At 44.5% G+C, this 12687-nt stretch carries 16 protein-coding genes; 7 read left to right on the forward strand and 9 right to left on the reverse strand.

Features of this window, described 5'->3' with window-relative positions; translation table 11 throughout:
• Positions 1–94: 94 nt before the first annotated feature.
• Together MHM99_RS15005 and rutA are read right to left on the reverse strand one after the other, a co-directional pair.
• Positions 95–418, reverse strand: coding sequence for a cysteine hydrolase family protein (locus tag MHM99_RS15005; RefSeq protein ID WP_275445582.1), 324 nt, complete (start codon positions 416–418; stop codon positions 95–97).
• Positions 418–1506: a pyrimidine utilization protein A gene (gene rutA / locus MHM99_RS15010; protein ID WP_014950780.1), complete on the reverse strand. Its 1089-nt coding sequence runs from the start codon at positions 1504–1506 to the stop codon at positions 418–420. The genes MHM99_RS15005 and rutA overlap by 1 nt, the downstream gene beginning before the upstream one ends.
• Positions 1507–1815: 309 nt before the next feature.
• Here rutA and rutR point away from each other — a divergent pair, with 309 nt between their 5' ends.
• Positions 1816–2490 (forward strand): HTH-type transcriptional regulator RutR, encoded by a 675-nt coding sequence (rutR, locus tag MHM99_RS15015; protein ID WP_014950781.1) that lies wholly within the window; start codon positions 1816–1818, stop codon positions 2488–2490.
• 87 nt (positions 2491–2577) lie between these two features.
• On the opposite strand, the gene MHM99_RS15020 is transcribed toward rutR, so the two are convergent.
• Positions 2578–3249 (reverse strand): Crp/Fnr family transcriptional regulator, encoded by a 672-nt coding sequence (locus tag MHM99_RS15020; protein ID WP_014977456.1) that lies wholly within the window; start codon positions 3247–3249, stop codon positions 2578–2580.
• Positions 3250–3336: 87 nt separating this feature from the next.
• On the opposite strand from MHM99_RS15020, the gene MHM99_RS15025 reads away from it, so the two are divergent.
• The gene (locus MHM99_RS15025; RefSeq protein ID WP_239220020.1) at positions 3337–4242 is read left to right on the forward strand and encodes a sterol desaturase family protein; all 906 of its coding nucleotides are present in this window, start codon (positions 3337–3339) and stop codon (positions 4240–4242) included.
• 69 nt (positions 4243–4311) lie between these two features.
• The gene (locus tag MHM99_RS15030; RefSeq protein WP_014950784.1) at positions 4312–4551 is read left to right on the forward strand and encodes a VF530 family protein; all 240 of its coding nucleotides are present in this window, start codon (positions 4312–4314) and stop codon (positions 4549–4551) included.
• A gap of 74 nt (positions 4552–4625) precedes the next feature.
• Here the strand turns inward: MHM99_RS15030 and MHM99_RS15035 are convergent, their stop codons facing one another.
• Positions 4626–5966 (reverse strand): gluconate:H+ symporter, encoded by a 1341-nt coding sequence (locus MHM99_RS15035; RefSeq protein ID WP_014980360.1) that lies wholly within the window; start codon positions 5964–5966, stop codon positions 4626–4628.
• A gap of 260 nt (positions 5967–6226) precedes the next feature.
• Here MHM99_RS15035 and MHM99_RS15040 point away from each other — a divergent pair, with 260 nt between their 5' ends.
• Both MHM99_RS15040 and MHM99_RS15045 read left to right on the forward strand, forming a co-directional pair.
• Positions 6227–6745 (forward strand): gluconokinase, encoded by a 519-nt coding sequence (locus MHM99_RS15040; RefSeq protein ID WP_168534396.1) that lies wholly within the window; start codon positions 6227–6229, stop codon positions 6743–6745.
• A 68-nt stretch (positions 6746–6813) separates the two neighbouring features.
• Positions 6814–7821, forward strand: coding sequence for a LacI family DNA-binding transcriptional regulator (locus MHM99_RS15045; protein ID WP_168534394.1), 1008 nt, complete (start codon positions 6814–6816; stop codon positions 7819–7821).
• 178 nt (positions 7822–7999) lie between these two features.
• Here the strand turns inward: MHM99_RS15045 and MHM99_RS15050 are convergent, their stop codons facing one another.
• From MHM99_RS15050 to dinB, 3 genes are all read right to left on the reverse strand, one after another.
• Positions 8000–8890: an MBL fold metallo-hydrolase gene (locus MHM99_RS15050; protein WP_168534392.1), complete on the reverse strand. Its 891-nt coding sequence runs from the start codon at positions 8888–8890 to the stop codon at positions 8000–8002.
• A gap of 63 nt (positions 8891–8953) precedes the next feature.
• Complete coding sequence (locus MHM99_RS15055; RefSeq protein ID WP_168534390.1) at positions 8954–9202, reverse strand: DUF1653 domain-containing protein; 249 nt, start codon at positions 9200–9202, stop codon at positions 8954–8956.
• A gap of 219 nt (positions 9203–9421) precedes the next feature.
• The gene (dinB, locus tag MHM99_RS15060) at positions 9422–10495 is read right to left on the reverse strand and encodes a DNA polymerase IV (protein ID WP_014950790.1); all 1074 of its coding nucleotides are present in this window, start codon (positions 10493–10495) and stop codon (positions 9422–9424) included.
• A gap of 288 nt (positions 10496–10783) precedes the next feature.
• Between dinB and MHM99_RS15065 the strand changes: the two genes are divergently transcribed.
• Positions 10784–10990, forward strand: coding sequence for a type II toxin-antitoxin system ParD family antitoxin (locus MHM99_RS15065; RefSeq protein WP_014977462.1), 207 nt, complete (start codon positions 10784–10786; stop codon positions 10988–10990).
• Positions 10990–11289, forward strand: a complete 300-nt coding sequence (locus tag MHM99_RS15070; RefSeq protein WP_014977463.1) for a type II toxin-antitoxin system RelE/ParE family toxin — start codon at positions 10990–10992, stop codon at positions 11287–11289. The genes MHM99_RS15065 and MHM99_RS15070 overlap by 1 nt, the downstream gene beginning before the upstream one ends.
• 105 nt (positions 11290–11394) lie before the next feature.
• Here MHM99_RS15070 and nqrM read toward each other — a convergent pair whose 3' ends face one another.
• Together nqrM and MHM99_RS15080 are read right to left on the reverse strand one after the other, a co-directional pair.
• Positions 11395–11628 (reverse strand): (Na+)-NQR maturation NqrM, encoded by a 234-nt coding sequence (gene nqrM, locus MHM99_RS15075; protein ID WP_014950791.1) that lies wholly within the window; start codon positions 11626–11628, stop codon positions 11395–11397.
• 9 nt (positions 11629–11637) lie between these two features.
• Positions 11638–12663 (reverse strand): FAD:protein FMN transferase, encoded by a 1026-nt coding sequence (locus MHM99_RS15080; RefSeq protein WP_014950792.1) that lies wholly within the window; start codon positions 12661–12663, stop codon positions 11638–11640.
• Positions 12664–12687: the final 24 nt, after the last annotated feature.

Consider the following 12687-nt stretch of genomic DNA (forward strand, 5'->3'; position numbering starts at 1 on the left):
CCTTACTCATGTGACCTTCTCCTTCTTGATAGTGATTTGAACAACCCTATCTTGGCTCATTTGAAGCCTTTATGGGAGGAGAGGGTCCATACCATTAGTTCGGCGAACCAGGGCCGCCGGCCTCTTTGTAGTCGGCATCCCATCCATTTTGTAAGAACACCACAGGCATGCCTGCAGCCCGCGCTGTTTCAAGCACTTTAGTGGTGTTTTCAATGACTGGCGCCGTAGTAGACACATCAAAACCCGCCTTGTCTAAGTAGCCGTTTTTACTGGCATAAGCGTTTTGCAAATCCACCACAATAACGGCAGTTTCCGCAGGGTTTAACGTCAACGGTTCGGGCTTAGCTGGTAGTACGGGCTGCCCCGTCTGGCGCGCTTGAAAGCACCCTGAGACCTCAAATATTTCACCGGCTGACATTAGGCGGCTCCCGATGTGCTAAGCAAATGCTGACGGGATTTCATTAGCGGCTGAATTTTAGTGCCGAAATCATCCATGCCTTTAAGGAAGTCATCGAAGGTCAGCAATACACCTTCACAGCCCGGCACTGTGGCTATTTCATCAAGCATAGAGGCCACCGACTCATAGGAACCCACCAGCGTCCCCATGTTCAGGTTTACTGCTGAGGTTGGGTTGGTCATATCGCGGATATTCGTGTCTTTACCCGATTTCTTATCAGCAGCTCCTTGCGTTGCCATCCAGTCCAACGCTGACTGATCTTTGCCGTCTTTATAGCTTTCCCATTTCGCCATGGCGGCTTCATCCGTCTCATCGGCAATAACCATGATAAGTACCGCTGAACCTACGCTGCGACCGTGTTTTTCAGCCGCTTCAGTTAAGCGCGCTGCGGTTGGTGCAAAAGCGGTAGGTGTATTTACGCCTTTACCAAAGCAGAAATTATAGTCGGCATGACGGGCAGAGAAATCCATGCCTGCTGCGCTTTGACCGGCACAGATAAGTGGAATTTTTCGCTGTGGCTTGGGCAACATTCGGCAATCATCCATTTGGAAATGCTCGCCTTTAAAATCGCTTTTTCCGGTTTCCCATAATTCTTTGACTACCTGAATGTATTCATCCAAATACTCATAGCGGTTACCGAAAAATTCATCGCCCGGCCACATACCCATTTGCGAGTATTCAGGGCGTTGCCAGCCAGTGACTAGGTTTACGCCAAAACGTCCGTTGGAGATAGAGTCGATGGTACTGGCCATGCGCGCCATGATTGCAGGCGGCAAGACTAGTGTGGCAGCCGTGGCATATAGTTGAATTTTTGAGGTAACAGCAGCAAGGCCTGCCATTAACGTAAACGACTCTAAGTTGTAGTCCCAAAATTCGGTTTCACCGCCAAACCCTCGCAGTTTGATCATAGAGAGCGCAAAATCCATATCGTACTTTTCAGCCTTCATTACAATCTCTTTGTTGAGATCGAAGGAAGGTTTGAACTGAGGCGAATTTTTCGAAATTAGCCAGCCGTTGTTCCCAATCGGAATAAATACACCTATATCCATGTTGTACCTCTGCTTGTATGCGTTTTAAGCGGTTTATCCCGCTTTTTTTAAGGTTGCCGAATTCAAAACATTGAAGTGGCGGTATACTTAGTGAACAGCATAAAGCAGGCCAATTTATTTAATCTATAAATTTCAGTCACTTACAAAATTCAACAACCCAAATTGGACTTATTGGTTCAATTTGGAACACCAAGTCCAGTGCAATTGAACTTAATTGGTGCATATTTGTGCAAATGGGTTTATAGCGACGAGAACTCCACGTAAACTAAGCGCCTGATCACGGAAATTCCGGTAAAGAAGAGACAAGTAGTGAGTAAATCTGAAGGTCAAACAATTACGAAATCAGCGAGAGCATTTAGCCCGACCACGCAAAAGCGAAGAGAAAAAGCGTTATTAGAAAAGCGTACTCGCATTATGGATGCTGCCCTTTCCTTGTTCTCAAAGAACGGCGTGAGTGGCACCACTGTAGAGCAAGTATCGGAACTAGCGAATGTCTCAAAAAGTAATTTACTGTATTACTTTAAAAGTAAAGAGGGTTTGTACTTATCGGTTATTACCCACCTTTTAGATGTGTGGTTAACGCCCCTTCAGAGCTTTTCAGCAGAACAAGACCCTATAGAAACCCTGAGCGACTACATTAAAGTAAAACTTGAAATGTCGAGGGACAATCCAGCTGAATCTAAGCTTTTTTGCATGGAAGTGGTACAAGGTGCCCCTCTGTTGATAAAGGAATTAGAAACGCCGCTCAAAACACTGCTGGACGCGAAAAGCGCCGTCATTATCGAATGGATTGAAGCGGGTAAGCTAAAGCCTGTTGACCCTATACACTTGATATTCAGCATTTGGGCCATTACTCAGCATTACGCCGATTTCAGCGTGCAGATCAAAGCCGTAACCGGCAAAGATTTAAGCGATCCCGCTTTCTTCGAGAGCACGCTAAGCAACATTCAGCACATTATTTTAGGCGGGCTAAAGCCAGCGTAATACTTGATGCATGAGTTGCCATGGGCGTGGAATAAATTTGAGGGAGGGTCTTTTGGCGCTCTCGCATGTGGAGGACATTAACCACTCTTACAATGGTAATAGTGACGAACTTTCTTTCAAAAAACCTTCCAGTCGCTCGACCTGGGTAATTGCCACGCCCCCGTAGCGCTTTTCAATCAACTTTAAATCATACAGCTTCGTTAATGATTTATGTGCGGTAAGTACGGTAACGCCCAATCTTTCAGCATAATCGCTTTGCCTTAACGGTATAAAGACGTGCTTAGAGGTAAGATACGATTGATAAATTAGCTTAGCTAACTGGACGTGAGTGGGTAAGCGTCGAATATCATCCAACCTTTCCAGCGCCGAGTGAAGCTTTATTGCCAGTGACCGGGTGATGAATTCAGCAATCGCTGGATGTTGGCTTGTCAGAGAACGAAAAGCAGGTTCAGGTATTTGTAATACCTTACATTCCGTTAGTGCTTCAGCGTGATGCGTTCTTGCAAGTGATGCATACAATGTGAACTCGCCAAACGTATCTCCTCGTTGCAATACAGTAGTAATTTGATAACTGCCGTCCAGGCCATAATTACCAATCTTTACTTCTCCTGATACCACAACAGACAGCCCTTTGTTTTTACTTCCCCTATCGTGAATTGTCGAGGTAGCCGCATAGGTTCTTAGCGTTCCAAAAGGCAAACAAAGCTCGACGTAGTCGTCAGGCATAATGGTTTGCTGCTTGCCGTGAATGTAAGACATGACATTCAAATCTATACAAGTATATATTCTTGCATGTTAACGCAATGTAAATTCACTCTCAACAATCTCTTGGTGGGAGTCATTACAATGGGTTATCAATGGGCAATTTTAGCGGTTTTTATTATGTTTGCTTTGCTAGAAGCGAAGAATGGTAAGCTATTTAAAAAAGCGACAGAAGTAAGCGATGATGGAAAAGTAGAGCTGATAGGTACGTTACTCTTATTTATTGTAACTCAGCCACTGGTTCTATTTTGTTCTGCAACAATGATGGCACTAGCATTTCCCCAATATCAGGGAATACTTGTAGATTCCCCTATTCTCTTGCACATAGCGCTACTTTTGATTTTCGATGACATGATGCAATATTGGTGGCATAGGCTTTCACATTCCACCCGATTTCTTTACAACTTACATAGAGCCCACCATAACGCTAAGTACATGAGCGTTCGCATTATTTACAGAAATAACTTTTTCTATTACCTGTTTATGCCTTCGCTATGGTTTTCCGGTGCACTAATTTACCTAGGATTGGGTTGGACCTATGCCTTTTACTTGGTGATTAAACTTACCGTTATCACTGGCGCCCACGCGGAGTGGAAATGGGATAAGAGACTTTACAATATTCGGAGGTTACATCCTGTGGCCTGGGTAATTGAACGCACCATATCAACGCCTTCAACACATAGTGCGCATCACGGATTAAAAGCCGATGACGGCGTGACCAACTATAAAGGTAATTATGGAAACCTGTTGTTCTTTTGGGATGTGCTATTTGGTACCGCTAAGATCACCAGGCAGTATCCTGCGCAATACGGTATTGAGGGGATGTTTTACGCCAACTGGAAAGAACAGCTTATTTGGCCGCTTTATAAAACACCGCGAAAGCCTAGAGTAGTGCGAAGTCCATCGACGAAAGTGAACGACGCTAGCCAACCTTTGATACCGAACACAAAACAAATACCTACGGGTGAAACAATTGAAAGTAAAGCTTAGCGCATTGATACGCAGCAAGTGGGTTCGTGCTAGACTAGGGTCTTAATTTAGAACAAGCAGCGGCACTTTATGAATCAGCAACCTAATAATCCCTTACATGGCTTAACGCTAGAGAAAATCGTCACGCAACTTCACGAGCGTTACGGATGGGATGGATTGTATTACCGCATCAAAGTGAACTGCTTTAATAACGATCCTTCGATTAAATCGTCACTTAAGTTTCTTAGAAAAACCCAATGGGCGCGAGATAAAGTAGAGCAGCTTTATATACAGACGTTTAGTAATAATGCCTCAAATGGTGAATCTTAAAGCCATTTGAGCTGCAAAAGCTTGAAACCGGTTTCCACAAAAACGATTCAAGTGGGTCTGAGCCGCTTGGGACATTAGACAAATAAACCAAGCATTAGTACGAGAAAAAGCCCAATAAAACCTATTAGGGTTGCCATACACGTCCAAGACACAAACGTGTCTTTCACAGAAATATCAAAATAACGGTTTACGATCCAAAACCCCGTATCGTTCACGTGAGACATGGCCGTAGCGCCTGCCGCTATAGCAATTGTCATCAGGGCGAGTACTGATGGTGAAAACGCCAGTTCCTGCACTACAGGGCCCATTAAACCAGCAGCTGTTAACATGGCAACCGTTGCCGAGCCTTGAATAATTCTGACTGAAATCGCGATAAGAAACCCGGCTGCCAACGGTGGGAGCGGCGATAATGCGACAACATCGGCGAAGGCCTGCCCCGCCCCAGAATCGATGAGCACTTGTTTAAACATGCCACCCGCGCCTGTCACCAGTATGACTAAGGCAACCGGCTCTAACCCTCTTGATGCAATGTTTCTAATTTGTTCGCTTGATAAGCCTTGCTTCTTCCCTAGCACTTTAAAACAAGCAATGGTTGCAATGGTCAGGGCGATAAAGGGATGCCCAATAAATAGCAACGCCTCCTTCAAGACACCTTCTGAAAGCGTGAACTTTGCCAACGTCCCCACCAAAATAGCCACTAGCGGAAATGTCAGTAGCGCCGCAACTGAACCAAAGCTGGGGAGTTCCTTTGGCTTTTTATGTGAAGCTTCAATGATATGGTTTGGGACAGGTACGTGCAGGCGTTTCGCTAAAAATGTTGCGTAAATTGGGCCGGCTAAACACGCGCAAGGAATACCAACGATAAAGCCAAACAAAATGACTAAGCCGATATCCGCCCCTAAAATTGAAGCTACCGCTACAGGTCCTGGTGTTGGAGGAATAAAAGCGTGAGTGACAGCGAGTCCTGCTGTGAGCGGGATTCCGTAATAAATAAGCGACTTTCCTGATTTCTTTGCTAACGAATAAATAAGAGGCATTAATATGATAAGCCCCACTTCAAAGAAGACAGGTATAGCAACAAGAAACCCCGTTAACACAACCGCCCACTGACTATTCTTATCACCAAATTTATTGTTGATAGTTTGCGAAAGCCTATCAATGCCGCCGGATTCTTCTAAGAATTGCCCGAACATAGCACCAAGACCAACAATGGTCGCTACAAATCCCAGCGTGTTGCCCATGCCTGACTGCATGGAAGCCAGTACGTCGGCCGCTTGCATTCCCGTACCCAGGCCAACAAACGCTGCTGCCACAAGGATAGCGATAAAAGCATGAACTTTTCTAACTACAACTAAATATGTGAGAAGTACAATGCTACAAATGGCGACAAAAAGAAGGGAAAAAGTATCGGTCATACGTGCTCTCTGGTACCTGTTAGTGACATTGTCTTCATGTCGACGAAGCCATAATACGGAAATCACCCGCTACCTTTACAAGCTAAGTTGAAAAACCCAGCCAATGTTAAATATTTATTAATACAAGATAGCTATCTGGTAACACTATTATAATCACCCCTTGAACGCAACCGGTTTCCAAACTAATATTTATGAGTAAGATGGAGACCAAATAACTCGCTCTTGATGTACTCCTGAATTTTAATGTGAGAGATAAGCTTATGACCCATTGCCATGTATTTTTCGTTTCGGGAGTTTCAGGGACGGGAAAATCGACATTGAGCCAGCATTTAGCCCAACGTTTTGACATGCCTTTCGAAGAAGGAGATCGTTACCATAGCGAGGCAAACGTAGAGAAAATGTCTTCAGGTATACCACTGCAGGATGCAGACAGATGGGAGTGGTTAATTACGTTAAACATGATTGCCAAGCAACACATTCACGCCGGCCGGAACGTGGTTATAAGCTGTTCAGCGCTGCGCTCAGCCTATCGTGACGTGCTAACCAAAGATATCGCGCCTCACTGCCACTTTATTTACCTTCATGCGTCACAGTCTGTGCTTAGTGCGCGATTAAAACAACGGGAGCATTTTTTTAACGGTGATGCTATGCTCGAAAGCCAGTTTGCAGCCTTAGAGCTGCCTCCTAAAGACAACGCATTCATTATTGATGTTACACAAACTTTCGAGTGTGTTTCTCAGCAGGCGGAAGACTTTATACGCCCTTTGATATCGAATTAAACATCACGACATTAACACTCACTTCCGCGCGGATTAGCGGACCTAGCAGCACATAAAAAGATCGAAGAATGAGTAAGGTAAAAAAGTCACGCACAAAAATATCAGACGTAGCCAATCATTTGGGGGTTCACAAAACTACCGTATCTCGTGCGCTTAATAATTCTAGTGGCATTTCTAAATCACTCGCCCTTAAGATCAAAAATGCAGCGCGAGAGCTAAACTATATTCCGAACCGCGCCGCCCAGTCATTATGCTCAGACAATAATAGAACCATCGCGTTATTGCTTCCGTCTTTTGGAAACAACGTATTTAACGATGTGATGTTAGGCGTGAAGGCCGTGGCCGACAAAGCCAATTATGCACTGATGATTGGCGACTCGACCTATACCGAGCTTGGCGAGGAGCGTACTGTCGAATCTTACATTCAACAGAACGTGAGTGGATTCATTCTTACTTCTACGCGCCACACTGAAGAAACGAGAAAAATGCTGCTAGCCACAGGGACGCCTGTAGCCGAAATTATGGATATTTCTAGTGAGCCTTTTGATATTAACTACGGGGTAAATAACGAATTAGCAGCCCAGTCTATGACCCAGCATCTTATCAACAAAGGGCGTCGCAACATTGCTTTTTGCTCATTGTATTTAGATTGGCGTGCAATATTGAGAAAGCAGGGCTGGGCAACCGCACTGGACAATGCTGAGTTGTCCGCCGAGCGATATGTTTCCTCTAGAGCCGACGCCACATTTCAAGCTGGTGCTGAGCTTCTTTCAGAAACACTGCATAAATGGCCGGACACTGATGCGCTATTTTTTGTGAGTGACGAGCTTGCTGCTGGCGCGGTGATGGAATGTAATAGACGAGGTATCAAGCCTGGTAAGGATATCGATATCTGCGGTTTCAACGACTTGAGTTTTGCGCGCTCAATTTACCCTGCCCTAACAACCGTATCAGTCCCGCGCCGTAAGATGGCAGAAATGGCAGCTGAATCATTGATATCGCTAATAGAGGGCGAAGACATTGAACAAGCGAGCCAAGTTCTACCCTTTGAGCTTAAAATACGAGAAACCGCTTAGTAGACGTTTGGCAGCTTTAGCCCCTAGACTTGGTGCTCGAAAACCTGCGCTTCCTAACCTATTGCCTTTGAAGTTTGTGCTCAAAAATCCAGTGATAGAGTCATTTTAACGAAATTGCAGGGTCGTAAAGAAAACTCCCCTGCACACTCGCTCGATATTAAAGTGTAACCAATACTATTTAGGCATCAGTATAGAGTGTAGTTATCCACTTCTCTTCATTGATGAAATTCCAGCTCCAGTCGGCCCACTTATCGTCTAAGCCCATCGATTTAACTTCATCGAGGGTTTTGCCGTCTTGCTTAAGTGCCTTAACGTAGCTGAACGTTTCAGAGATCATAGCTAAAAATGCGCTGTATTCTTGCTTGTTACTGATGTCGCCGTGGCCAGGAATAATAACGGTTTCATCGTCTATTTTAGCAAGCAGCTGTTTTACTGAGTCCATATAGCCTTCCACATTACCGCCAGCACCTTGGTCGATGTAGGGAAAGCGACCATTAAAGAACAAGTCGCCGGTGTGCATAACGTTGGGTTGCTCGAACCACACTACGCTATCGCCGTCGGTGTGGCCTACCGCTAAGTGCATGACGTGAAGGGTTTCACCATTGAAGTAAATTTTTATGCCGTCTTCATAGGTGATAGTTGGCAGCGCTTCCGGTTTTATCTTTTCATCGTTAGCTAGGCGAACACGCACATTTTCGTGCGCCAGAATGGTCGCGCCTTTATGGCTGTGGAAAAACGCATTAGAGCCTGTGTGATCGCCGTGATAGTGCGTGTTTATCACATACTTTGGCTTGTCACTCCCGAGCTCACCAAGCTGGGCCGCTATCTTTTCTGCAAGCGGCGCAAATTGATCGTCGATGATCAAAACACCGTCTTCCCCAGCAGATACGCCGATATTTCCACCTGCACCTGTAAGCATGTGCACTGAGCCTTTTATCGCTGTCGCTTTAACTTCGACATCGGCAAATCTATCTTGTGCATTTGCGGGATTAATCGTTGAATAAACCAAAGGGCTCGCAGCAATAAACGCAGCCAAAATGTGTGCGCTAAAACGAGGTGCAGTTTTCATTATTATTTCCTTGTAAGAAGCCTGTTTATTAAAGACCTCTTACACTATGACCTAATTTCACAATTAGATCATTTTTTCATCATCTGGAATATTGCCAACATAGGCAAAACGGGGGAGTGTTTCTCCGTCTTTTTCAACCAACTCAACAAACATATCTAGTGGACGAACCCAAAGCGCTTTTTCGCCGTAGCATGGGCGGTATACCACTAGCTTACTTTCATCTTCTGAATGCGTCGCCACTTCGTATACATCGTATAAATTACCTTTGTAATGTTTGTAGCGACCTGGGGTTTTAAGTTCTTTCGAGTCCATAACGTCCTTCATTTAAGTGGAAAAAAATAGTAAGGGTTAGCCAATCGCTTTCATTTGCCAAAGATTAAATGGTCTTAGAAACTAAACTCTGTGGGATTGGCCTTTTATCGGGTAATACAAAAGCGTCAGTCTATCGCAGAGTATCAGTGCGTTAAGTATAACAAGTGGTTAGATTGAGGCTACTGCATGTTAGTACTTAAAAAGTACTGAGCTTATTGGCTAAATCGGTTCAAAAGGCAACACCAATTGCTGTGTTGATTGGTCGGCAGCAAGGCCTATGTGAACGCCAACAAGACGAATACCCCGCCCTGTTGCTCGTTCAAAGGCTTCCTGCATTAACGTGCGAAAATACGCTTCATCAAGCGTGGCACAGCGGTGTTCTACCGTGGTTAGTTGGAAGTCGTTAAACTTAAGCTTAACGCCCTGCGTGCGAATACGTACAGGCTTACCCGTTCGCTTCTTGTGATTTTCCATTCGCTCTTGAAGCTTTTCAAATAAATGTGGCAAAAAGTCTATACATTGCTCGAAGGTGTGAATGTCTTCGCTTAGCGTGCGCTCTACGCCGATAGACTTTCGCTCACGAGATACCGATAGTTCACGCTCATCAATACCGTGAGCTCGCTCCCACAGCACACTGCCAAATTTACCCAGCTCTTTTTGAATGCGCTCAAAAGGGTATTGGCGAACATCGTCGCAGGTATTAAGCCCCATACGCTGAAGCTTTTGCATGGTGACTTTGCCTACGCCCGGTATTTTCTTTAGTGGCATTTCGCGTACAAACTCATCGAGCTTATCAGGAGTAATAACACAAATTCCATCGGGCTTATTTTCATCGCTCGCCACTTTTGCCACAAACTTACAAGGCGCAACACCTGCTGAAGCTGTAAGCCCAAGTTCATTTTTAATGCGTTCACGTATTTCTTCAGCAATTAACGTGGCGCTGCCACCGCAAAATTCACTGTTAGTCACGTCTAGGTAGGCTTCATCTAATGATAAAGGCTCAATGAGGTCGGTATAATCAGCAAATATCTTACGTATTTTTTGCGACTCGGCAGCGTACACATCCATGCGCCCTTTTACGAGGGTCAAGTTTGGGCATAGCTTTAAAGCATACGCTGTAGCCATAGCTGAGCGCACACCAAATTTTCGGGCGGGATAGTTACAGGTAGAAATAACCCCTCGACGGTCGGCACTGCCGCCTATCGCAATGGGAATATCGCGCAAGGCTGGGTTGTCGCGCATTTCAACTGCGGCGTAAAAACAATCCATGTCGACGTGGATAATTTTTCGCATTACCAGCCTTTGATCTTAACGTGCTCACACGAAACTGTACAAAAAGACAGTATATTATCAATAGCGTTTAATTACACTATGTCGTTGTCGATTCTTGATAAGATTGATGCCTCACACGCATGATTCAAGGCAATGTTGAACAGGAATTAATACAAATAAGCCCATTAATAACACTTACTTTTACTTAGGCGTAATTGCGAGTGTGAGACGATCCGGCTATATTGTAAGTAATTTACTTACAGGGTTTGTCATATGGCTAGAACAATTACATTTCAACCAAGTAGAAGTATGAGCGAATTTATCGAAGCGATGGTAAGTTCAGGCAATTATAACAATCAAAGCGAGGTAATTCGCGCTGCATTGAGACTGCTTCAAGAACAAGACGCATCGTCAAAGTTAAATGCGCTGAGGCTCTTGATTGAAGAAGGAGAACAAAGTGAAGACGACATTAATTTTTCAATGGACTCTCTTAAGAAACGGCTAGATAGTAGATAGTGACTAAATTCCGCGTTTCAAAAGCTGCTGCCAATGATCTATATGAGATCGGTGTTTATACCGAAGAGTACTGGGGCAAGGAGCAACGCAATAATTATTTAGATGACCTTGAGTCAAGATTTATCGAGCTTGCAAACGATGCCAACTCGGCGTTAGCTATACCGAGAAATGATATTAAATGGGGGTGTTTTTCTAGCTATGTGAATAAACATATGATCGTTTTTAGAAAGTTCAAATACGGTATCAGAATAATTAGGGTTCTTCATCAATCAATGGATATCGTTCGGCAACTTCAATAGAACTCAACGTTAACGAGCTAGATAGATATACTCACAGAACAAAAAAGCGCTGTCGATTAGTATCAAACAGCGCTTTTAAACCTTAAACCAACGATGGGTTAAGCATTACAAAATTTGGTTCTGCTTCCACTCGTTTAGTTTTTTCTGGCGGGCTTCTTCTTTTTCCATGCGCGACTTTTTACGGTCACACGGTTCTGGACAGTCACAGGCTTTTTCAATACCTAGTGCACCTAAGCCACCACAGCTTCCAGAGATTGATTTTTTCTGAAAAAGGTAACCTACGGCCATAGCCAGTACCATTGTTAGAAAGAAACCAAAAGCAAGAATGAATGTAGACATTGCTACCCCCTAATTATGAACTGTGACCAGTTTATCAAATTCTGGCGATGCATACTCTTCAAATCCGTCTTCTGTGCGACGAATGAGGAATACAGCGAGTTGTTCTTGCTCAGCAACCGCTATCGCTTGTTCCCATCCCATTACATTAAACGCCGTAGCCAAACCATCAGACGTCATTGAAGAAGGATGAATTACCGTAACCGAAACCAGGTTATGTGAGATAGGTTTGCCCGTTGTGGGGTCGATTAGATGCGAATAACGAACGCCGTCTTCTTCGTAATAGTTGCGATAGTCACCTGATGTAGCAACCGCGTTTTCTCCTATTGAGACAACTTTTTGAACAGCACGTTCAGTGGTAACTGGCTTTTCAATGGCAATCAGCCACTCACTGCCGTCGCCTCGTTCACCTTTCACACGCATTTCACCACCTATTTCTACAAGGTAGTTTTCAATGTTGTGGTTTTCAAGGATCTCCGCCACTTCATCAACGCCAAAGCCTTTTGCAATAGTCGACAGGTCAACATAAAGCATTGGGTGACTTTTCTTTAAGCCTGTAGGCGTGGTTGACAGCTTCTTATAACCCACATATTCGCGAATATCGTCAATGTCTGTCTGGCTTGGTACTTTTTCAGGGCGCTTAGTTGGTCCAAACCCCCATAAATTAACCAATGGGCCAACGGTAACATCAAGTACTCCGCCACTAAGGTTAGCCAAGCGTAATGCCTCGTTAACTACGGTTAGCGTATCTGGTGATACGGCAAAATTGTCGGTGTAGCGATATTGATTGAACCTTGATAGTTCTGACGTTGGATCGTAAGTAGACATCATCTTGTTAACCTCAACAAGACGGGCATCTATTTCAGCTTGTAAGCCTTCTACCGGTGTCTCCGCTACAAGGTACTTAACGTTGTAGGTTGTGCCCATTGTCTGCCCTTGCAGGTGTACTACAGGCGTTTTTTCGTCGCTACAGCTTGCGAGAAGTAGAATACCTACCGCAACAAAGGCGAGGAAAATTCGAATAGCAAATCGAATCACGATGTTGTCCTTAGCTAATATGCA

This window comes from Alteromonas sp. MmMcT2-2, assembly GCF_022348305.1.
Taxonomy (GTDB): Bacteria; Pseudomonadota; Gammaproteobacteria; order Enterobacterales; family Alteromonadaceae; genus Alteromonas; species Alteromonas macleodii.